This is a genomic window from Alkalibacterium iburiense (assembly GCF_039521845.1).
GTDB classification, from domain to species: Bacteria; Bacillota; Bacilli; order Lactobacillales; family Carnobacteriaceae_A; genus Alkalibacterium; species Alkalibacterium iburiense.
The window spans coordinates 43,548-65,814 of the sequence record NZ_BAAACW010000094.1; the positions used below are offsets into that span (position 1 = coordinate 43,548).

Genomic DNA, 22,267 nt, shown 5'->3' on the forward strand with positions numbered 1-22,267 from the left:
ATGTTAAAGAAGAGTTTATTATTAGGAAGTACGGTTTTATTGTTAGCGGCTTGTGGGACGACGGAAGACAATCCGGTTGAAGACACAGCAGATGATGCTTCAGAAGAAGTAGTGGATGAAACAAATGATACAGCTGAAGAGGAAACGGATGATTCCGAAGACACCGTTATTCGAGTGGCTTCTCACTTGCCTCCAATGACTGACGTGGTAGTAATTGCGGATGAAGTGATTGCTGAAGGGTATTCAGTCGAATTAGTCGAAGTCTCAGACAATATTCAGTATAACGAAGCATTATTGAATGAAGAAGTGGATGCGAACTTTGCTCAGCACGAACCTTTTATGCAAATGTTCAACGAAGAACGCGATGGAAACCTAGTGAATGTCCAGCCTATCTATAATGCCTTAGTAGGATTCTATTCACCGGTTTACGACTCCATCGATGACATTGAAGAGGGAGCAGAAGTCGCTATTCCAAGTGACCCTTCAAATGAAGCCCGTGCCTTGGCAGCTATGCAGGCCGTTGATTTGATTACTTTGGATCCTGAAGTCAATGTCTTTGAAGTAACGATTGATGATGTGGTCGAAAACCCTTATGACTTCACGTTCACATCAATTGATTTGCTGAACTTGAATGCCGCTTATGAAGACGGTGTGGAACTTGTTTTCCATTACCCGACTTATATCGCTAATGTTGGTTTAACGACTGAAGATGCTGTCTTTTTAGAAGAAGACGAAGACAATATCTTTGCCCAAACCCTCATTGCTCGTGAAGACAACCAGGATTCTGAAGAAATCCAGGCTCTTGTCGACGCGATGACCAGCCAGGAAGTTTATGATTTCTTACAAGATTTTGCTGATCAAGGACACTTGAAACAAATGTTTGAACCGGGTGAATAATTCCTTTTAACTAAAAGACCATTTCCTATTCTGCTCTGCAGTGGAAATGGTCTTTTTTGTATTTAAGAGGTCTACTACATTACAGCTTAGTCAATTCAAATCTCTTAAAGTCTTCTTCTTTCAATCCTCTTAAAAAGCTGACTAAAAGCTGGACTGTGTGTTCAAAGTCATGATAAGAACAGAAGGAAGCATTGGTATGCACGTAGCGACTCGGTACACCAATCGTTGCTACAGGTACCCCTAAGTTAGATAAATGAATCGCTCCTGCGTTTGTCCCTCCACCTTCTCTGACGGCATGTTGGACCGGTATGCTTTCTTTTTCTGCTACTTGGGAAAACAAGGCAATGAGGTCTTCATTTGCAATATAGCTGCTGTCTCGGTGTCTGATTTGTGGCCCTTTACCTAATTGGGCCTGAAGCGTCGAGAGAGGACCAGTGAAATCATCGCTCGGTGTTCCTTCTAAAACAATGGCCAAGTCAGGCTGGATTCTTTTAGCTGCTACTGTTGCTCCACGTAAGCCAACTTCTTCTTGAGCAGCAAAGTCAGCAACCAAATGAAACGGCAAACTCTCTAGCTCCTCTTCCAGCTCTTTCATCACGGCCAAAGCGACAGCCGCACCGATTCGGTTGTCAAAGGCTTTAGCCAGCATGACCCCATTTTTCTCGTTATAAGAAAATTGTGTTGACGGAACAATTGGCTGACCGACTTCAATATTAAAGACTTGAATCACTTCCTCACGAGAAGTAGCACCAATATCAATTTTCAAGTCTTTTATTTCTATATTTTTCTGACGTTCTTCCTGGGTCATAAAATGAATGGGCTTTGTGATGCAGATTCCTTTGAGATACTCTCCCTCTCTGTTTCTAACTAAAAACTGCTGGGCTGAAATAGTAGAAGGGACCCATCCCCCGAGTGTCTGAATCGCCAGTAACCCATTATCGTCAATGGCTCTCACCATGAGGGCCACTTCATCCAAGTGAGAATCAATCATGACAGTCGGCAACTCAAAGTTCTTTTGATCTAAATTTAAATACGCATTTTTTAAATTATCCTTCTGTAAAGTATAACTCCCTTTATACTCTTTCAGAACGTCAATAACCTCATCTTCAAAACCAGGTGCGCCTTTCGCATTCGTTAAGGCTTCAATCAGTGTGATATATTTCATTCTCAGAATCTCCTTTTCACTTGTCTAGTAATTAAACCATAGCAGTTCTGGATAAGAAAGAAAAGATGGGAGTCCTATTTTAAGCGTAAACTGTTTCTTCTCTTTCAAATAAGTGAAGTAAATCTTCAACTGACAGCTTAGATTTATCCGATTCATTGAGGTCATATTTTATACTGCCTTCTTCAAGCACAATCAACCGATTCCCATAGTCGAGCGCATCTTCCATTCGATGAGTAATCATAAGACACGTTAATTCCCTTTCCCTAATAACTTCATCGGTCAGCTGCATCAGACGTTTAGAGGTCTGCGGATCTAACGCTGCCGTGTGTTCATCCAGTAAAAGAAGCGATGGGTCTTTCAGCGTCGCCATTAATAAACTGAGCGACTGCCTTTGTCCTCCTGATAAAAACTCTGTCGGTGTATCCAGATGATTCTCTAACCCATTCCCGGCTTGCTTGCACAGTTCAGCAAAAGAGGGCTTGTGAGTTTTCATACTTCTAGGAAGAAGGGTGCGTTTTTCTCCCCGTTTTAACGCTAAAAGCAAGTTTTCTCCTACCGTCATTCGCGGTGCCGTTCCCATTTTAGGATCCTGAAACACACGAGATACATACTTCGCTCTTTTTTCTTCTTCCCACTTTGTGATGTTCTGGCCGTTTATACTCACTCGGCCCTGTGATAGAGAGGTTGAGCCGGCAATACTGTTGAACAGAGTGGACTTCCCTGCCCCATTTCCACCCAACACGGTGACAAAATCGCCTTTTTTAACAGACAAATGGATAGCGTTTAAAAGCACCCGTTCTGTTTCTCCTTGAGTAGAGACCCGTTTAGATACCTGTTCCATTTCAAGAATAGTCGTCATTGATTTCCCTCCTTGCTCATCTGTACGTGTAATCTGACAGATTTTCTAAACTGCGGCAGCATTAAACAAATGGCTAAAATGGCTGAACTGAACAACCTTATATAGGTCGTGTCTAATCCGAGTTGAATCACACCTAAAAGTAAAAACTGGTACAATATACTTCCTATAACGACTGTTACTAGTCGCTCACCTAGGGTGACTTCTTTAAAAATGACTTCTCCTATGATGATGGAAGCCAGTCCGATAACAATAATGCCACTCCCTCCGTTGACATCTGCATAGCCATTGTTTTGAGCGACCAAAGCGCCACCTAAGGCAATAATACCATTGGAAAAAACAAGGCCCAGCACTTTCATATTATCTGTATTTATGCCTAAAGACCGAGCCATCTTCTCATTGTCCCCTGTTGCAATATAGGCTTGTCCCAATTGGGTGTAAAAAAAGAACAGTAAAAGACTCATTCCTATAAGCAAGACCACTGTCCCCACTATAACCACATCAAAATAATTGGGCAGCTCGCTAAAGGCATCGTAAATCCGTGGAGACTGAAGCAAGCTAACGTTCGGCCGTCCCATAATATAAAGCATGACTGAGTGTAACCCACTCATGACCAAAATACCCGATAAAATGACGGGAACTCTTCCTTTTGTATACAACAGTCCCGTCACTAAGCCGGCTCCCATTCCAGCTAGAAAGGCCAAGGCAGAAGCAATGAGGGGGTGAACGCCAGAAACAATAGCGGTGACCCCGACAGCCGCTCCTAATGGAAAAGAGCCTTCAGCTGTTAAGTCTGGAAAGTTCAGTATGCGGTAGGTGGTAAAAATACCTAGTCCTAAAACGGCCCACAACAGACCTTGAGCAATCGCTGATATTATCATTCTTTCTCTCCTTTTCTATTCACCCGGCTGGACGACAGTCGCTTCCTCTACTGCCGCTTCAGGAAGAGTGAGACCCAATCGCTCAGCTTGTTCCAGATTAACAAGCGCTTCTCCCTCGTTTAATACGAAAACAGGAAACGTACTAATCTCTCGTCCATCCAATACTTCAGCGCCCATCCGTCCGGATTCAAACCCTAGCTGCTTTTGATTAATCCCTACAGTTGCCAGTCCTCCTTGAGCCACCATTGTGTCGACTGTCGGAATAAGAGGTGTTTCATAACGGGTCGCTTCTGAAACCACCGTATCAAAGGCACTCGCAATCGTGTTGTCCGTTGGCATGTAGATAGCGTCCACCTCCTGAGCCATCTTAGCTACTAGCTGTTGAATTTCATTCGTTCCAGAAGCCGTATAAGTAACCGTCGTTAAACCTAATTCTTTAGCCGCTTGTTCAGCCCGTTCACCTTCCGCTCGTGCGTTGTCCTCTCCAGAACTATAAAATAAAGCAATGTCTTTTGTTTCAGGCAAGAGCTCCATCATTAATTCCAACTGGGCTTTAACGGGGGACTGATCTTTTACACCTGTGACATTGCCACCGGGTGCTTCTTCTGATTCAACCAGACCCGCTCCTACAGGATCAGAAACAGCCGCCAGAATAATCGGAATGTCACTCGTTGCATTCGCTAAAGCCTGACTTGCGGGTGTGCCAATCCCCACCAATAAATCAGCCCCTTCATCTACCAACGTTTGAGCCATGGTATTCATCAAATTCTGATCGCCTTGGCCATTCTGGAAGTTGACTGTCGCATTTTCCCCTTCACTGTACCCATTTTCTTTTAAACCCTCAATCGTACCAGCTGTGATGTCATCCAGAGCGGGATGGCTCGTCGTCTGCAAAATCCCTATTTTAAACGCCTCACCTGTATTTGGCGACTGGCTATCTGAATCGGCTTCAGTCTCTGAAAAAATAAAAGCTCCCCCTAATATCACCACTAAAATCCCTAACACCATAATCATTCGTTTGTTTTTCATTTTTATTTATCCTCTCTTTTATAAAGTATATGTTCCTCTTTTTCCCATTCCAGTGCCAATCAGATTCCATCTGCATCATCCTCTCTCATACTGACTCTTGTTTTCCTTTTGAAAATAAAAAAAAGCAATTTCCACGGATATAAAAATACCCTTCTGCGGAAATTGCCTTAGATATGCAAAAACCACACAGATGTTATGTCATCTATGTGGCGTAAAATACAAAAGTACGTCAAATTGAGCCAGCATAGATACAAATTTAGATTGCTCTAAACGTTGTATCTATGAAGAATCACTCGTTCATATCTACAACGGTCTGTGCCAGCTTTGCCAAGTATTATTCAATTGTTTGACTGAAACCGATCCGTTAATCACGATGATTCTCTCCTTTTTTCTAATGTGATTCTCATCTTACGCATCTATTCATCCGTTGTCAAGACTTTTTTTATTTAAATAGCGCATCCCCTCTCAAACATGATAAACTAAACCAATAGAAGGAAAGGTGTTTTTATGAGAAAACAAAAAGTCGCTATTATAGGAGCAGGAGTTGTTGGAGCATCTGCAGCTTACTTTTTAAGCAAAGAAAAAGAAATTGATTTAACCGTTTATGATGAAAGCACCGGACAAGGCACGTCTGCCGCTGCCGGTATTATTAGTCCATGGCTTTCTAGAAGGCGAAATAAAAAATGGTATCGCATGGTCAAAGAAGGAGCCGCTTTTTATCCGAACTTTTTAAAAGAGGTCATGAATGATCAGCCTATTCCTCCGTCTATCTATAAAAAAGTTGGAACCTTGCTGTTCAAGAAAAAAGAAAAACATCTATATGAATTACAAGAAATCGGTGAAAAAAGACGTGAGGATGCTCCAGAAATGGGGGAGTTGACTGTATTAAGTCCCAAAGAGATTAAAGAAAAAATACCTATCTACACAAAAGAAGAAAAAGCATTGTGGGCTGAAGGCGGTGCGCGAGTTGATGGCGGAAAGTTGGTAGACCTTTTATTGAATAAGGCTGCCATAAATGGGGCATCTTTTGTTCCAGAACGTGTCACCCTTTCTCAAGATGGAAAAGACTATATTATCCACTCTTCTAAAGGAGAAGAACGGTTCGATTCTGTTATTCTGGCTGTCTCCGCCTGGCTTCCTGATTTGTTAGAGCCTTTAGATTATGAAGTTGACATTCGGCCTCAAAAAGGGCAACTCGTTGAGGTAAAATTAGAGAACACAGACACCGCTGACTGGCCAGTCATTATGCCTCAAGGGGAAGAGGATATCATTCCCTTTGACAATGGCCATGTGATGATTGGCGCTACGCATGAGGATGAAGCTGGGTATGATTTAACTTTTGACGAAGTGATATTAAAGGAAATGATTCATAAGGCTTCACAAACTTTTTCAACCCATTTTGATGAAGCTTCTATTTACGCCTACCGTTCCGGTACGCGAGCTTACACCTCGGATTATGCCCCGTTTTTCGGACAAGTCCCCGGAGCTGACCGTTTATTCACGGCAAGTGGTCTAGGCTCAACAGGATTGACAGCCGGACCAATTGTAGGCAAATGCCTGGCTCAGTTGGTGTTAAATCAAGAGGCCGACTTGCCTTTACATGATTATCCAATAGAGCAGTATGTACAGAAAAAATAAGATGATTGTAGCTGTTATAAAAGTGCGTTATAATTTTAAGTGATTGAGTAACTATTTTGAGGAGTGTATAAATTGAATTCAGATAACATGGGTAAGATTATAGGATGGCTAGCTATGGCATTGGCTTTAATCGGATTCTTCATTTGGAATATTCCATTAGGTCTAATCGCTATGATATTAGGAGTCATAGGTGTGGTAGCAACTTCTGAAAAAGGATTAAACTGGACAGCAATCGCCTTTGGTGCCATCGCTATGATTATAGGTATCATCTAATTATATCGACTAAATGACTTATCTTCGGATAGGTCATTTTTTTTATCTCTCTTCACGTCTTTCTTTTTAATCTGAAGGGCGATTAAAATGGGTTTATCGCCTTTAACGTCATTATTTTTTAATCGGAGGGGGATAAAACGAGCGGAAAGAAATAAAAAACATAGAGTGATAGCACCCTATGTTTTCTCGCCTTCTTTAATTTCTTTCTCCGTTAAAAATAGACTGTAAATACCTAAACTAAAGGACAAGACAGCCAATCCCATTGAAAACCCACCAATAACATCTGACGGGTAGTGTACACCTACGTAAATCCGGCTTATCCCTATTAATGCTATTAAGGGAACCAGGACCAGTGCGGATATCAGAGGCACTTTCCATGTCGAATAGGTTCGGATTATAATGAACAACAAGGCCCCATATGTGATAACCGATCCCATCGCGTGGCCACTAGGAAACGAGTAGCCGTGCTGAACTACGAGGTGCTCAATATTGCTTGGTCTAGGTCTTTGAAATATAAATTTAAACAGCTGATTAATCACACCGGCTCCCAGCGCCACTGTTAGGGCATACCATAAGCCTAGTTTGACATTCTTCACATAAAAAGTTAAAAAGAAGAATATAAAAGCCGTCAGAAGGGCCACAAACCATGTGTCACCCATTCGTGTGATGACAATGAAAAAAACATTTAAAACAGGGTGTCTTTCTTCATAGAATTCATTTCCAATAACCTCATCAAGTGTTCCGATGAACCCCCAGTCCCTAAAACTCATCCACACCAAAAATAAAAACGGCAGGGACATAAGCAGACCTAATATAAACAAGCGTTTCGGCGTTCCTAATTTTTTTACTATAAACTCTTTCACTGTATCCATGATACTCTCCTTTAAACGTCTCAGTTATGTTATATTCTCTCTCTTTTCCAACTAATTATCAACACTTTTTTTACAATTTGTCCTTTCTCTCTCTAAAGAGTCTTTCTCGCTTTGACATCCACTCTTTATTTCGGTAAAGTAGGTAAGGGAAACAATATTTTGAATACCAATGAAAACTCCCCCGAATATGTCTTAAGGACAGTAAAAGAGGAGCATGAAATGAAAGTTTTTGATTACGAAGATATTCAGTTGATTCCTGCTAAATCCATTGTGGGCAGTCGTTCGGAATGTGACACGAGTGTTGAATTAGGTGGACGTCGTTTCGTCTTACCCGTCGTTCCTGCCAATATGCAGACAGTCGTTGATGAAACCCTGGCCGCTTGGTTAGCTGAAAATGATTATTTTTATGTTATGCACCGTTTTGAAGAGCATAAACGTAAAGATTTCATAAGAGACATGCAAGAAAAACAGCTGTATGCTTCTATCAGTTTGGGTATTAAAGAAGACGAATACAGCTTTGTTGAAGAGCTGGCTTCTGAAAATCTGATTCCAGAATACACCACTATTGACGTGGCACACGGTCACTCAGATTCTGTCATCAATATGATTAAACACGTGAAAGCTCACTGGCCAGATACTTTCTTAATTGCAGGAAATGTAGGAACCCCAGAAGCAGTTCGTGAACTTGAAAATGCTGGAGCGGATGCCACAAAAGTGGGAATCGGACCAGGTAAAGTATGTACAACTAAATTAAAAACAGGTTTTGGTACAGGCGGATGGCAATTAGCTGCCCTATCTCATTGTTCAAAAGCTGCACGTAAGCCTCTTATTGCGGACGGTGGAATCCGTACGCATGGTGATATTGCTAAATCCATTCGCTTTGGAGCCACCATGGTTATGATTGGTTCTTTATTTGCTGGTCACGATCAGTCACCTGGCAAGATGGTCGAAATAAACGGACGTCCATATAAAGAGTATTTCGGTAGTGCCTCAGCTCACCAAAAAGGAGAGCGCAGAAACGTCGAAGGCAAGAAGATGTTACTCGAATACAAAGGGGACATCGCAGATACTTTATTAGAAATGAAACAGGACTTGCAGTCATCCATTTCATATGCCGGTGGAAATGATGTGGAAGCTTTAAGAAAAGTGGATTACGTCATTGTTAAAAATTCTATTATGAATGGTGAAAACTACAACGCAAGCGGCATTGATATTCCAGACAGCTTTGCCTCAAGCAACTTTACAAATTAAAAAACATAGGCCTCTATTACACCTCGTAATAGGGCCTATTTATTTAGTTCAATAATGATAATGACAATATAATAAAGAAATACAATCCCTAAAGCGATGAACAGACTCCAAATGGGCCATTCAAAAATGAGAGAGAGTAACACATAGGTGACAAATGTAAAGAAAGGATACCAGACAATGGTTTTAGGTTCTATTTCCATAGTTTCCACCTCATTCAGTAGGTGCCGATGCTCTCTGTTTTAAAAAGTACAGAATAGTGTCTACCGTTTCCTCAATCGATCTATTCTCAATGATCAGATCCGCTTCTTCAATCGGCTTGAGTTCATTGGTTTCCTGGCTGAAATCAATACGCTCTGAAATTTTCTGCTCACTGTCTCCCCGCTCTGTCATGCGTTTGACCATCTCACTTAACGGAACATACATAAAGATAATGAGTGTTTCTTCCGGATACGCTTGTTTCATTGCCTTTGCCCCATTTTTATCCAAGGACACATGAACCTTATCGTATTTTTCCAGCGCATGCTTTACTTCATTTTTAGTTAATCCGTAAATGCGCTGATTATAGACAGTCTGTTCAATAAAATCATCTGGATTCAACTCGTCGGGTTCTCTGAAATAGTAATCTACACCATCTCGTTCCCCTTCACGCGGTTTTCTCGTTGTCGTTGTAACCAGCTTAGGTATGCCTTTCTCCGACAAGGCATACCCTACTGTTGTTTTCCCGCTTCCACTGGGTCCAACCAACACAATAATGCACTTCTTATTCATTCTGACCCCACACCTTCTCCTTCTGTATCGAAAACCTGTGAAAGTAAATACTGTTTGTCTGTCTGATTGTTCCTTACTATTTTAATTGACTAACAGGTGTTTTATCGATTTATTTTATTACTACCATCATAACAAATAACTTTCAAGAGTTATACTAGTGTATCTCAACTTGAATAAAGGGATTAAACAAGGCATAAGGCGCTTTATTTATCTCATCAATTAAGTCTATCCGATTTATGGTTTGAAAGAGTTGGCTAGCAGAGTCATAACATTTCTGGGCCTCTGTTGGATTGTTTAAACGCTCCATGCAAACCGCTTGATACACATAAACAGAGCCTAAAGTTAAGACATCGAGCTTTTCCTTTCTATCTTGAAGAAGTTTTCCGGTATAGGATAAAGCCTTTTCATACTCTTTATGGGTTATCAATACAGCAGATAGATTGATGATTAATTGAGAAAGCAGCTGTCCAGCTTCATACAGAGGAGCATATTTCTCAAGCTCTTCTATAGCCTTATCTACCAACGATACAGTCGTTTCTAATTCGAAATAAAAAAGAATACGATTCAGTAAAAAGTATTCTGAAAGGTAAAACTTATCCAGTTCTTTCAATCTGTTCCATATTTTCTCTGCATAGATACGGGCTTTTTTAACATCATGATCTTTGAGTAACGCATACCAGCTACAACAGCTATAATAAATATCACTAATCAAGTGATCTTCTTGTTCAGATAGAAACTCCTTAGATAAAGTGATGAGTGTTTCTAAGTAGTCAAAAGTAGGGATTTGTTCCATCGTTTTAAATAGATGAATAATGGTATCTTTCTTATCCAGTTTATACCCGTTTAAAATAAAGGCAAATTCATCATGGTTCATATCTAAGTAATTTAAAATAGAAAAATATTTTTCTACGTTGGGATTCACCACATCTTTTTCCATCTTACTATAATTTGACCGAGACATGGTGTGATTGGAAATTTCCTGCTGTGTGTATTGTTTATTCTCTCTAATTTCTTTTAATACTTTACCAAAAAGAAGATTATCTGTGTCCATTTTGTGACCTCCTCCTGTATTTCTCTGGTTATTATATGAACATTTAGTTAGATGGCATATGATGAGTGGTAAGGTAAAAACAAGTTAAACGTACTAAGTAGATTCAGTTGACTGCTTTGTTACGTAGTAGCGGCTAAGGAGTGATTAGAATAGATAATACTCAATATATTACCAACGTAGCCTATCAGTATGTTCTAAAAGGACGAGACGGTGATATCTTGTTAGATATAGATGAAAGAGATATCATTCAAAATGCAGACGGTGAGTTAGACTGTCCTTTAGATACCGTATTACGCAAAAACAATCACAGTTTTTCTGATTTAGCGGAGTGGAATATCCAATCTATCCACTTTATAGAAAGAGTCAATGAAGAGGAAAATGTGCTCCGATCCATCGAACTAAATTTTAATATGTAGGTAATATAAGAATACCACATTTTAAATTATACGCGCATCTAAATACAAAAAGAGCAGATTTTTTCTGCTCTTTTTTGCTCTTGTTTATTTTAAGTCGTATTCTTTTGCCTCTTTTAGGAAATCGTCTTTATCATGGTCTGGCACCATCGATCCACCTGTTGCCCAGGCAATATGTGTCGCTTGGTCCCATTTATCCTCTAATCCTTTTTCTTTGAGATAAGACTGACCTTCTGTTGATTCCATTAATCTGTAAGGACCAATCATTCCACCAACGGCAGCTGGTTCAAGAAAGATAGATTCTTGTTCATATAAACCGTGTAACAGACCTTTAAACCATTCATCTTTCAGAGAATATCCCCCACTAAATAGATTTTTCATCAGTCTGGATACCAGCCCAGACGTACGCGGAACGGCTAAACCATCTGCGACAGTCAGTCCTCCTAAATTATAATCAAAGACACTGACTTCATCAAATTTTTCAGTAGTCAATCCGACTAACATACTCGGCATCTTTGTCGGTTCAACAAAGAAACAATGAACATTCTCGCCAAACGCTTGTTTTAAACCAAAAGTAATTCCACCAGGAGATCCCCCGATACCACATGGAAGATACATAAACAAGGGATGCTCGTCATCCACTACTATCCCTTCCTCTTGCAATTGTTTCTTCATACGGTAGCCACCAACCGTGTAGCCTAAAAACAATTCAATCGAATGTTCATCATCCACAAAATAACTTTTCGGGTTAGCATCAGATTCTGCTCGTCCGTTTTCAACAGCTTTAGTGAAGTCCGTATCATGTTCAATGACGTCTACCCCTTTGTTTCTAAGGTAGTCTTTTTTCCATTGTTTAGCTTCAACAGACATATGAACAGTCACATCAAAACCAAGCATTCTTCCCATTGCTCCGACACTGATACCAAGATTCCCAGTCGTTCCGACAGTTATATTGTACTCTGAAAAGAATGTCTTGAATTCATCAGTAGCAAAGACAGCATAGTCTTCTTCAATGCTTTCCAATAGACCGTGTTCTAAAGCCAAGGTTTCTGCGTGCTTCAATACCTCATAAATGGCTCCTCTTGCCTTGATGGTACCGGATATAGGCAGCTGGTCATCTCTTTTTAACCACAACTGACCTTTAAGCGAGTTACCCTGCAAGTCATCTAAGTACTTCTTCATCTCTTTTATTTCAGTGAGCGGAGATTCAATGATGCCTTCTGTCTCTTCCGTTTCTGGGAAGGCTACCCGTATAAATGAGGCGAATCGCTGTAAGCGGGCTTCCGCATCTTCGACGTCCTTGATAGAATACTGGGTATGAGAAGTCGCTTCTTCTACGGGTAACATATGAGGGTTGACCCAAAACACTTCTTCGTTTTTTTTAATTTTTTCAAGTATAGATTGATTATTTAAAGTTGACATGTTCAACTCCCTTTCTAAAATGATTAAATAGCAAGCGCTATTTCAGCTTCATTATTGTAGCACATTTACCTTTTTGAAAAAAGAATTCAAAGAATCTTCTCATGATGAAGAGTGTTCTGCATATGCTTGAATCACTTCAATAAACGGTTCGCCATATTTTTTCAGTTTAGCTTCTCCTACACCATGGACAGATAAGAATTCTTGTGACGTCACTGGAAAAGACGAAGCCATATCAATCAGGCTTTTATCAGTAAAGACGACAAATGGCGGCTTCCCTATGTCTTCTGCAATGGTTCTTCTCAGTGTTCTTAATTTTTCAAACAACACGGTATCGTAATCGCTAGTTTCTTTCAGCGGTTTGATCGGTTCTTTTTCGCTTTTTTGTATAAGCGATAAGCGTGTTTTGGCGTGTAACAATTCGGGTGTTTTAGATGTAAATTGAATAATAGGATACTGATCGCCCCCGACGCGCAAGTAATTCTCACTGACCATCAAAGCGATGATGTCTTTAATTTCCTTTTCTGAATACTCAGACATAATGCCGTAAGTCGACAGTTTATGAAAACCCAAGTTTTGAATGCGGGCTATTTCTTTTCCTCTTAATACATCGACAATCAGTCCCATCCCATAGGATTGATTCATTCTAAAAATACAGGATAAGATTTTCTGGCATTCTTCTGTCACATCGACCGTTTCCGTTTCTCCGTTACAGTTTGAACAATTCTCACAGTTCGTCCAAGGTACGTCTTCATCAAAATACTTTAAGATGGTTTTTCTCAAACACTGACCCGTCTTACAGTATGTAATCATCGTATTTAAGTTCTTCTTTGCATGCGGATGATTCCCTTGTTCAATGAGTAAGTTATTCGTAATGATATCTTGACTGGAATAAAACAGAAGGGCCTCAGCTGGAGCGCCATCTCTGCCTGCCCGTCCGGCTTCTTGATAATAACTTTCCATATCTAAGGGCATATTATAGTGAATCACGCGTCTGACGTTAGACTTGTCTATTCCCATCCCAAACGCATTGGTCGCTACGATAATCGATGTCTTATCATATAAGAAATCTTCCTGCTGCTGATTTCTTTCGACAGGGTCTAACCCTGCATGGTAATAGCCTACTGGGTATCCTTTTTTCTTCAGAAAAGTATGGACCCGTTCAACGTTTTTTCGCGTATTACAGTAGATAATACTCGTTTCCTTATCCTTAAGTATCGAAAGAAGCTGCTGCTGTTTCTTTTTCGGGTATACCACTGAAAATGACAGATTCGGACGGTCGAAACTAGCCGTATACTGATAAGGATCGGTTAACTGCAGTTTTTTGACCATGTCCACTCTCACTTCTGGTGTGGCTGTAGCTGTAAAGGCCGCAAAGGGTGGATTATTCTGGCAGATTTCTCTAATTTTCGGAATATTCTGATAACTCAGTCTAAAATCGTGTCCCCATTGAGAAATACAGTGCGCTTCATCTACTGCTATTAAATCGATCGTCATTCGCTTGACATGTGATAAGAAATAGTCATTTTCAAGCCTTTCTGGAGAGACATACAGCAAATCCAACTCTCCACGTACCGCTTTTCGAAGCGTGTCATTTTGTTCATCCAGACTCATTTGACTCGTTAATGAATCAGCTCGTACACCCATCGTAACTAATGTATCGACCTGATCTTTCATTAATGATATTAATGGGGAGATAACTAAAGTCACACCGTCCAATTGAATGGCAGGGATTTGATAGCACAGAGATTTCCCGCCCCCAGTTGGCATGACTCCTACTACATCTCTTCCACTGAGAATTTCTTCAATCAATTCCATCTGTCCTGGACGAAACGTATCATAGCCATAATAATTTTTTAATGTTGTTAACAATTCACTCAAACTGATCCTCCTAAACAGATCCCTTTTAACTGTAACCTGTTCTATTTTAGCACATATTCTCTTCTAAGAAACAGCTTCAAACAGACTCTTTTTCCTTCACATATTTGTCATATAGAATAAATCGTTTTCTATTCGCATTGCACTATAAAAATCGTTATACTAGGACTGTTGAAATCATTTAGTGATGTATGAGGAGGAAATTGGATGCAGCTGTACCCAGTAGCAAAAATACTCGATGCTATTGTTGAAGCCGGTAGAGTCATGCTAGAAAACGGCGCAGAAACTTACCGTGTGGAAGACACACTCTACCGAATAGCTAAAAGTTATAACTTGAAATATATTAATGTGTTTGTCATTCCGACTGCCCTCATATTAACGGTTCAAGGAGATGACGATCAAGACCATACAGAATTGCTTCGTATGAACGACAGATTAACGAACTTAGAAAAAGTCTCTATGGTCAATGATTTATCTAGACAGCTGGCTCTCAAACCTCTGTCACCAGATAGAGTCATTCAGAAATTACAAAAAATAGACCAGACACCCTTGAATTTCTCACGCTTCCAAAGAAACATTGCCATTGGGTTAGCTTGTGCGGGTTTTTCTTATTTATTTGGAGGGACGTATGGAGATTTCCTTCCTGCCTTTTTTGCCGGCACACTCGGGCATTATGTTTTCGAAATAGTCGATAAAGTAACGAATGTCAGCTTTTTTGCAGAAATGGTCGCTTCTTTCTTTATCGGGCTAATGGTCGTTTTCTTTGTTTCCCTAGGATTTGGGCAAAATATCGACACGATTATTATCGGTAGTGTCATGTCCCTCGTCCCAGGTATGGCGATTACAAATAGTTTCAGAGATTTGATGGCTGGCCATTTAGTTTCGGGTGTCGCCGTTGTCGGAAAAGCACTGATAACCGCAGGAGCAATAGGGATCGGCATTGCAATGGTGATTGCTTTTCTTTAAAAGCTTGAAAGGAGCACACTATGTTAATTGAATACTTATCTTTTTTTATCGCCGCTTTCTTAACGGCCTTTGGGTTTGGTGTCCTTTATAATGTACCTACTCGAACATTAATGGCTTCTGGTTTTGCCGGCGCCGCCGGATGGATAGTGTATTATTTTTTATCCGTCCAATTAGATACCCATCTTTTCTTCGGGTCTAGTGTGGCTGCTTTTATCGTGGCTTTTTTCAGTCAGTGGTTCGCGAGACGATTCAGAATGCCCGTCATTGTATTTGCGATTCCAGGGATTATTCCAATGGTTCCTGGAGGATCAGCCTATAACATGATGCGTGCCTTTGTCGAAGGAAACATTGATTTAGGACTAACCTATGCGACAGATACCTTTCTTATTTCAGGTGCTATTGCCCTAGGTCTATCCGTCAACAGTGGGATTATTCAAGCCTTTTCTTCTCGTTCATTAGGAACAAGAGATAAACGTTATTTGCCATGATATAAAGGTCTTCGAAATACAAAAATTATGTGATTGCACTTCCTTTATGCTGAAGGGGGTGCACTTTTTTTTGTCAGCTTTTCAACCCCTTATATGAAGTAAAAGACTTTTAAAAGGCTAATCACTATCCTCTTCAACACAACAAAAAACGCTGATCGTTCACTGATCAGCGTTTTATTTAGTGTGTTTATAAACCGAAGTATGGAGCTGGATCTACTAAGCGACCATTCTTACGTAATTCTAAGTGTAAGTGCACGCCTGTTGATGTTCCAGTTGTTCCCATTGTTCCGATAGTTTGTCCACGAGACACTCTTTGTCCTCTACTCACAACAATATTCGGCTGCAAGTGGGCATACAACGTTTCAAAGCCGTTTCCGTGGTCAATTCGGACATAGTAACCCCAGCCACTGTTATAAGAAACCGTGGTAACCGTGCCACTATCAGCAGCTGAAATAGCTCCACCACCGACGATATCAATTCCGTTATGCATTCTGTACACACCACTTATAGGGTGACGTCTCATACCAAAACGTGAAGTGACTCTACCAGTAGCTGGTCTATGCATGAGACCCGGATTAGATGGTGCTGGACTTGGGTTAGAAGCTGGAGGAGGGGTTGACCCACTTCCATTTCCAGAGCCACTTCCACCTGAAGATTGCTCTTCTTCTTTCTTCCGCTCTTCTTCTTTTCTTCTTTCTTCACGGGCGCGTTTCTCTGCTTCTCTCTCACGACGCGCTTGTTCTTCTGCTTGTCTTCTTGCTTCTGCTCTTCTTGACTCTTCTCTTCTTTGTTCAGCTTCAGCACGAGCAGCCTCTTCTTCTGCTGCAGCAGCTTCGGCTTGAGCGCGTTCTTCATTTTCTTTACGACGACTGGTTTCCATCGCTAACTGGCGCTCTTCTTCTGCTTTTTTAGCTGCTTCTTCTTCAGCCGCTCTTGCTAGTTCTTCTTGACGGGCTATTTCAGCTAAACGAGCTTCTTCTGCCAGACGTTCTTCTTCTGCTAGACGAGCCTCTTCTGCCAAGCGAGCTTCTTCCGCTAAACGGGCTTCTTCTGCTATACGTTCTTCCTCAGCTTCAATCTCTGAAGATAATTGCATAGACTGTTGAGCTAAGGCAAACTGTTCATTCACAAAGGTCTCTTTTTCTTCTGCAGACATTTGGTAACGCTCTGCCACATACATGATTTCATTGTCTAACTGGTTTTGCTGATTCGTTAGTTCATCACGTGTTGCTTGCATTTGAGTTAAGAGATTTTCAACTTCTTCTCGTTCAACCTGTACTTGTGCTTCTGCTTGAATAACAGCCTGCTGATCACGAATCTGGTCTTCCACAACAGAACGGTTAGCTGATACTAACTGACTGATGATACCTACACGACTAATTAAATCCGTGATACTATCGGACGATAATATCATATGTATGATATTCGTAGCGTTCCATTGGGTTTGGGTCGCACGCGCTTGAGTCATTAATTTTTCATTACGCTGCTCAATCAATACATTTAAGTGATCAATTTCTTCATTTAATTGTTCAATTTCTTGATAGGTCAATTCCAAACGATTGCTTTGTTCGACTAAATCAACCATTAACTCTTCTATTGAAATTTGAATGTCTTGAATGCGTCTTTCTAATTCTTGCCTCTCTGCTTCTAGTACAGACATTTCCTGCTCAGTCTCAACAATGACTGAATCTAAATCTGATGAGCGATTTTCAATTTCTTCTTTTTCTTTAGTTAATTCTTCTAAAGTCTCTTCAGCATGCACAATACCTTGTGTTAAAGGGATTGTATTAGCCAACATGATTGAAGATACAATTCCTATAATCCACTTCTTTTTCATTTCTTCCTCCAAATTCTCTAGCCCACGATTAAATATTTATAGTTTTAATTTTTGTTTTAAATTGTTATGCGTTAATCTGATAACTAAACTAATCTTATCATTATATCGAATTTAATAAACCTTTTTGAGGTTACAGTTATATTACAAGTGGTTTTTATTCAATTTTCCGTCAAAATTAAGACTAGATTATCACAAATTAAACTTTTTAGCTTATCTTGATAAATTCCCTCTAGGTAAATCATAGGTTTTGTAGACTCTTCAAATAACAGAGTTAATATTATCCTAGTTGATAATTAATCTGTGTATCCAGTTAGTACAGTTTAGACGTAACTCAGGACATACCTCTCTTTTGTACTTTAAAGGACATACAAAAAAGCCCCCTATAACTAGTGAACATATCATTCATTAGTTATAAGGGAACCTAAATTTAAGTTTCTATATAAATCAGGTTTATTTTTTACTATAATACTTTCGCTAAAAAGTCCTGCGTTCTTGGGTGTTTGGGCTGAGTGAAAATTTCCTCAGGCGTACTCTCTTCTACAATATAGCCGTCATCCATAAACAAAACGCGGTCGGCTACTTCTTTCGCAAAGCCCATTTCATGTGTGACGACGACCATCGTCATTCCCGTGTTGGCCAGATCTTTCATGACTTTCAATACTTCTCCTACCATTTCCGGGTCCAAAGCAGAGGTCGGTTCATCAAAAAGCATGACATCAGGGTTCATAGCTAAAGCTCTGGCGATAGCGACACGCTGCTGCTGACCACCTGACAAACTGGACGGATACGCATCCACTTTATCTCCTAATCCCACTTGTTCTAATAAACGAAACGCATTTGCTTCCGCTTCTAGTTCACTTAGTCCCAAGGATTTAAGGGGAGAAATCATGACGTTTTCTTTAGCCGTCATATGCGGGAATAAGTTAAATTGTTGAAAGACCATTCCCATTTTTTGACGCAAATGATTCAGTTCGGTTTCTTTTAGATTAGTTAAGACTGTCCCGTCAAATACAATTTCTCCATCAGAAGGCTGCTCTAATAAATTTAAGCAGCGTAAGAAAGTGGATTTTCCAGAACCAGACGGTCCTATCACGACAACGACTTCCCCTTTTTTCACTTCTTCATTGATATCTTTTAGAACCTCATTTTTCTTAAATGATTTCTTTAAATGGTTCACCTTAATCATGGTTCATTCTCCCTTCATAGTAGTTCAGGATTTTCGTTAAGCTAAAAGTTAAAACAAAATAGATCAGCATGGTTACCACTAATGGCAGAATACCTTGGAAAGAAATTGAACGAACGACTCGTGTATGGAAAATCAATTCTCCTACACCAATAACAGAAACAATGGATGATTCTTTTATGATTGTGATGAATTCATTTCCTAAAGCTGGCCATATATTTTTCAACGCTTGTGGGAAAATAATATAGCGCATCGCATGGCCTTTGCTCATCCCCAGACTTCTAGCCGCTTCTGTTTGTCCTTTGTCCACACTATTTAACCCGCTTCGGATAATCTCACAGATATAGGCTCCAGAGTTTAGAGAAACGGCAATAATACCGGAGGTCAAGGCTGGTAAATTGAAGACCAGTCCGGAAGCAAAATAAATGAACATGACTTGTATCATCATCGGAGTGCCTCGTACAAATTCAACATAAGCAGATCCCAAAGCTTTCAAAACAATATTAGACGATAAGCGCATAAAGGATAAGACTGTGCCCAATATCATCCCAAAGAAAACAGATAAAGCAGATATGAATAGAGTCGTCAGAGTCCCATCTAAAAAGTACTCCCAGTAACTAGACAGAAACCCTTCATCTGAATCTTCTGCCAGCATATACTCTCCGGCTTGAGCTAAATAATCCTCTGTTAAATTCTGTTCTTCTATTTCAGCTAGACTTTCATTTACAGCTTCTACAAGGGAATCATCCCCCGGTCTAAAGGCAATCGCGGACCCTCTGTCTTCGTCATCCAACTCAAATCCCCCATCATACGTATATAAGGAATCGTCTTGAGAGGCATGAGCTTCAGCGTTTGGTCCTTGCATAATGACCGCATCCAGACGGTCGGTTTTCAGTGCTAAAAGCAAATCATTCAAATCAGTGAGGGTCATCAAATCCGGATTGTCAATTTGATTGGCTAATTCCTCTTGTAATGAACCGGATTGCACACCGATTCTTTTACCACTTAAAGATTCAAGAGAATTCAACTCAACCTGGTCTTCTGCTCGAATCATAATATTTTGAAATGTTCGGTAATAAATATCTGAAAAATCCACACTCTTTCGTCGTTCTGGTGTGGGCGTCATCCCCGCAATAACGATATCGACATTATGAGCTTCTAATGCAGGAAGCAAACTGTCAAAACCTAAATCTTGAACATCTAATTCTACACCTAAGTCCTCGGCTATTTTTTCAGCTATGAATATATCCATGCCCACGATTTGTCGTTCCCCATCAATCGTCGCATAAAATTCAAACGGCGGAAAATCCGCACTAGTCGCTACTCTCAGCACTCCAGCTTCTTGTACTCTTTGTAGAGCTGTATCTTCCTCAGCTGATACCTGTTGAGTTGGCTTAAATAAAATGACGCTTAATAATACGAGTAACAGTACCCCTTTTATTCCTTTTTTCATGTCCCAATCCCCTTTAACTCTTTGATTGATAAGAATCATACCACCATATAGATATTTATGCAATATAAACATTAAAAAAGATGTTTTTATAACATTAAATGTCATAATATGTATCTTTTATGTATAATGCAATGCACCAAAAAACCCATTCATCGTAACATGAATGGGTTTATCTTAATGATATTTGGCTTGGAATGCTGTTATCGCTTCATATTCTTCTTCGAATAAGCGGCTTAATCGAATATAAATGGGGAGGAGTTTTTTGTATATCTCAACATTCTCCGCACTTGGCTTAGTGATTTTTTCAGTCTGTACCATTCCTTTTATGTCAGATAAAGCCTCTATATCCCCAATAGCATATCTTCCTAATACGGCAGCTCCTAAACAAGAGCTTTCAACCGTTTGAGGCACATGAACTTCTTGATTGAATATGTCTGACAGCATCTGCCTCCAATTATGGGACTGGGCAAAGCCACCTGTGGCATGTATTTTATCTGGGATACCAATCAGTTCTTCTAATGCCAGGAATACCATGTATAAATTCATATTGATGCCTTCCAGTACGGCTCTCATCATATGGTCTCTCTTATGGTGAAGGGCTAAGCCATAAAACGATCCTCTCGCATTTGCATTCCACGAGGGTGCCCGCTCTCCAGCCAGATAAGGATGAAAAAGGAGGCCTTCTGATCCTGCTTTAATTTTGACTGCTTTCTCAGTAATCATATCATAAGCATTTTCTCCAGACTCTTTTGCTTTTAAGACTTCCTCCTGACATAACTCATCTCTCAACCACTTTAAAATCATTCCGCCATTATTGACTGGACCTCCGATAACCCAATGGTTTTCGGTTAAGGCATAACAGAAAGTACGCCCTTTAGGATCGGTTACCGGTTTGTCGGTGACCGTTCGAATCGCTCCGCTAGTGCCAATGGTTAAAGCGACAACGCCCTCGTCTATAGCGTTCACTCCCAGATTGGCCAGACACCCATCATTTGCGCCTATCACGACAGGTGTATGAGGTAGGACCCCCAGCTCTTGAGCTTTCTCTTCACTCAATTCCTTAAACACCTCTGTCGTCGGAACAATGCGTGACAAATGTTCCTCACGAATACCGGCTGTCTCCAGTGCTTCTTCATCCCACTGTAAGGTATGAATATTAAATAAGCCTGTAGCAGAAGCCACCGAGTAATCAACAACATACTCATTAAACAGACGATGGAAGACATACTCTTTAATGCCAATGAAGTGACGGGTTCGATGAAAGATTTCAGGTTTCTCTTCTTTTAGCCACATTATTTTAGTTAGAGGAGACATGGGATGAATGGGTGTCCCGGTCTTTTCGTAAATAGACTGCCCGTTATTTTCTCTCAATCGCTTCGCATAGTCTTCACTGCGTTGATCAGCCCATGTGATGGAGGCAGTTAACGGATTCCCCTTTTCATCCACTGCAATCAAACTATGCATGGCTGATCCAAATGAAAGGACCTTAATGTCTTCTTTTTGAATATCTGATTTTTCTATCGCTGTTTTAATAGACAAATGAACAGCAGATACCAGCTCGTCTGGATTTTGTTCAGCTATTCTCGGTTCCGGACTATGCAGGGGATACTCAATGGCATGATGAGCGACCACTTGTCCCTCATCTGTAAATATAACTGCTTTTGTACTTGTTGTTCCAATATCGATTCCGATAGAATACCGGCTCATCTGATTCACCTTCCTAATGCTAGACTCTCCTCTATTCTACATTAAAAAAAGCAAACGTACACACCGTTTCCTACAAGACGCCTGTCGAAAGAAAACACTCGGGAGTATTCTTGTTCATCTCTTTTTTTATACCTCTTTAAAAACAGTGGGAGCCGCACCTTTTTTGTGGTATAGTATGATTATGGTGTCAAAACCCCATAATTTTAAGCACTTAATCAACTTGAAATGCTCAAAAGTATACA

General features: G+C 40.3%; 21 protein-coding genes. 7 read left to right on the forward strand and 14 right to left on the reverse strand.

The annotated features are described in order from the left end of the window. The gene (locus ABDZ53_RS07870) at window positions 1–897 is read left to right on the forward strand and encodes a MetQ/NlpA family ABC transporter substrate-binding protein (RefSeq protein WP_343755293.1); all 897 of its coding nucleotides are present in this window, start codon (window positions 1–3) and stop codon (window positions 895–897) included. Window positions 898–976: 79 nt separating this feature from the next. On the opposite strand, the gene ABDZ53_RS07875 is transcribed toward ABDZ53_RS07870, so the two are convergent. The 4 genes from ABDZ53_RS07875 to trpX form a co-directional block, all read right to left on the reverse strand. Continuing rightward, the gene (locus ABDZ53_RS07875; RefSeq protein WP_343755295.1) at window positions 977–2,062 is read right to left on the reverse strand and encodes a M42 family metallopeptidase; all 1,086 of its coding nucleotides are present in this window, start codon (window positions 2,060–2,062) and stop codon (window positions 977–979) included. A gap of 79 nt (window positions 2,063–2,141) precedes the next feature. Next, window positions 2,142–2,921 carry an ABC transporter ATP-binding protein gene (locus tag ABDZ53_RS07880; RefSeq protein WP_343755297.1) on the reverse strand — a complete coding sequence of 260 codons (780 nt, stop codon included), beginning with the start codon at window positions 2,919–2,921 and terminating at the stop codon, window positions 2,142–2,144. Continuing rightward, the gene (locus tag ABDZ53_RS07885; protein ID WP_343755298.1) at window positions 2,918–3,799 is read right to left on the reverse strand and encodes an ABC transporter permease; all 882 of its coding nucleotides are present in this window, start codon (window positions 3,797–3,799) and stop codon (window positions 2,918–2,920) included. Before ABDZ53_RS07885 ends, ABDZ53_RS07880 begins: the two co-directional genes overlap by 4 nt. A gap of 15 nt (window positions 3,800–3,814) precedes the next feature. Continuing rightward, the gene (trpX, locus tag ABDZ53_RS07890; RefSeq protein ID WP_343755299.1) at window positions 3,815–4,828 is read right to left on the reverse strand and encodes a tryptophan ABC transporter substrate-binding protein; all 1,014 of its coding nucleotides are present in this window, start codon (window positions 4,826–4,828) and stop codon (window positions 3,815–3,817) included. Between the two features lie 507 nt (window positions 4,829–5,335). Between trpX and ABDZ53_RS07895 the strand changes: the two genes are divergently transcribed. After that, window positions 5,336–6,466 carry an NAD(P)/FAD-dependent oxidoreductase gene (locus tag ABDZ53_RS07895; RefSeq protein WP_343755300.1) on the forward strand — a complete coding sequence of 377 codons (1,131 nt, stop codon included), beginning with the start codon at window positions 5,336–5,338 and terminating at the stop codon, window positions 6,464–6,466. A 72-nt stretch (window positions 6,467–6,538) separates the two neighbouring features. Next, the gene (locus tag ABDZ53_RS07900; RefSeq protein WP_343755301.1) at window positions 6,539–6,739 is read left to right on the forward strand and encodes a C4-dicarboxylate ABC transporter; all 201 of its coding nucleotides are present in this window, start codon (window positions 6,539–6,541) and stop codon (window positions 6,737–6,739) included. A gap of 176 nt (window positions 6,740–6,915) precedes the next feature. Here the strand turns inward: ABDZ53_RS07900 and ABDZ53_RS07905 are convergent, their stop codons facing one another. Further along, a complete protein-coding gene (locus tag ABDZ53_RS07905) occupies window positions 6,916–7,611 on the reverse strand; it encodes a phosphatase PAP2 family protein (RefSeq protein ID WP_343755302.1) in 696 nt (231 codons plus the stop codon). Between the two features lie 219 nt (window positions 7,612–7,830). On the opposite strand from ABDZ53_RS07905, the gene guaC reads away from it, so the two are divergent. After that, window positions 7,831–8,862 carry a GMP reductase gene (guaC, locus tag ABDZ53_RS07910; RefSeq protein WP_343755304.1) on the forward strand — a complete coding sequence of 344 codons (1,032 nt, stop codon included), beginning with the start codon at window positions 7,831–7,833 and terminating at the stop codon, window positions 8,860–8,862. A 35-nt stretch (window positions 8,863–8,897) separates the two neighbouring features. On the opposite strand, the gene ABDZ53_RS07915 is transcribed toward guaC, so the two are convergent. The 3 genes from ABDZ53_RS07915 to ABDZ53_RS07925 form a co-directional block, all read right to left on the reverse strand. After that, complete coding sequence (locus ABDZ53_RS07915; RefSeq protein ID WP_343755306.1) at window positions 8,898–9,062, reverse strand: hypothetical protein; 165 nt, start codon at window positions 9,060–9,062, stop codon at window positions 8,898–8,900. Window positions 9,063–9,072: 10 nt separating this feature from the next. Continuing rightward, on the reverse strand, window positions 9,073–9,630 hold the full coding sequence (locus ABDZ53_RS07920; protein WP_343755308.1) for a guanylate kinase: 558 nt from the start codon (window positions 9,628–9,630) through the stop codon (window positions 9,073–9,075). Window positions 9,631–9,784: 154 nt separating this feature from the next. After that, window positions 9,785–10,681, reverse strand: a complete 897-nt coding sequence (locus tag ABDZ53_RS07925) for a helix-turn-helix domain-containing protein (protein ID WP_343755310.1) — start codon at window positions 10,679–10,681, stop codon at window positions 9,785–9,787. Between the two features lie 140 nt (window positions 10,682–10,821). Here ABDZ53_RS07925 and ABDZ53_RS07930 point away from each other — a divergent pair, with 140 nt between their 5' ends. Further along, window positions 10,822–11,097 carry a hypothetical protein gene (locus tag ABDZ53_RS07930; RefSeq protein WP_343755312.1) on the forward strand — a complete coding sequence of 92 codons (276 nt, stop codon included), beginning with the start codon at window positions 10,822–10,824 and terminating at the stop codon, window positions 11,095–11,097. Between the two features lie 84 nt (window positions 11,098–11,181). On the opposite strand, the gene dsdA is transcribed toward ABDZ53_RS07930, so the two are convergent. Beyond that, on the reverse strand, window positions 11,182–12,516 hold the full coding sequence (dsdA, locus tag ABDZ53_RS07935; protein ID WP_343755314.1) for a D-serine ammonia-lyase: 1,335 nt from the start codon (window positions 12,514–12,516) through the stop codon (window positions 11,182–11,184). A gap of 99 nt (window positions 12,517–12,615) precedes the next feature. Then, window positions 12,616–14,394 (reverse strand): DNA helicase RecQ, encoded by a 1,779-nt coding sequence (gene recQ / locus ABDZ53_RS07940; protein ID WP_343755316.1) that lies wholly within the window; start codon window positions 14,392–14,394, stop codon window positions 12,616–12,618. Window positions 14,395–14,598: 204 nt separating this feature from the next. On the opposite strand from recQ, the gene ABDZ53_RS07945 reads away from it, so the two are divergent. Together ABDZ53_RS07945 and ABDZ53_RS07950 are read left to right on the forward strand one after the other, a co-directional pair. Beyond that, window positions 14,599–15,357, forward strand: coding sequence for a threonine/serine exporter family protein (locus ABDZ53_RS07945; protein ID WP_343755318.1), 759 nt, complete (start codon window positions 14,599–14,601; stop codon window positions 15,355–15,357). A gap of 20 nt (window positions 15,358–15,377) precedes the next feature. Then, on the forward strand, window positions 15,378–15,845 hold the full coding sequence (locus ABDZ53_RS07950; protein WP_343755320.1) for a threonine/serine exporter family protein: 468 nt from the start codon (window positions 15,378–15,380) through the stop codon (window positions 15,843–15,845). Window positions 15,846–16,032: 187 nt separating this feature from the next. Here the strand turns inward: ABDZ53_RS07950 and ABDZ53_RS07955 are convergent, their stop codons facing one another. The 4 genes from ABDZ53_RS07955 to gntK all read right to left on the reverse strand — a co-directional run bounded on the left by ABDZ53_RS07955 (window position 16,033) and on the right by gntK (window position 22,025). Beyond that, window positions 16,033–17,682, reverse strand: coding sequence for a peptidoglycan DD-metalloendopeptidase family protein (locus tag ABDZ53_RS07955; RefSeq protein WP_343755321.1), 1,650 nt, complete (start codon window positions 17,680–17,682; stop codon window positions 16,033–16,035). Between the two features lie 460 nt (window positions 17,683–18,142). Continuing rightward, on the reverse strand, window positions 18,143–18,868 hold the full coding sequence (locus ABDZ53_RS07960; RefSeq protein WP_343755323.1) for an amino acid ABC transporter ATP-binding protein: 726 nt from the start codon (window positions 18,866–18,868) through the stop codon (window positions 18,143–18,145). Next, window positions 18,861–20,318, reverse strand: a complete 1,458-nt coding sequence (locus tag ABDZ53_RS07965; RefSeq protein WP_343755325.1) for an ABC transporter substrate-binding protein/permease — start codon at window positions 20,316–20,318, stop codon at window positions 18,861–18,863. The genes ABDZ53_RS07960 and ABDZ53_RS07965 overlap by 8 nt, the downstream gene beginning before the upstream one ends. 174 nt (window positions 20,319–20,492) lie before the next feature. Next, a complete protein-coding gene (gntK, locus tag ABDZ53_RS07970) occupies window positions 20,493–22,025 on the reverse strand; it encodes a gluconokinase (RefSeq protein ID WP_343755327.1) in 1,533 nt (510 codons plus the stop codon). Window positions 22,026–22,267: the final 242 nt, after the last annotated feature.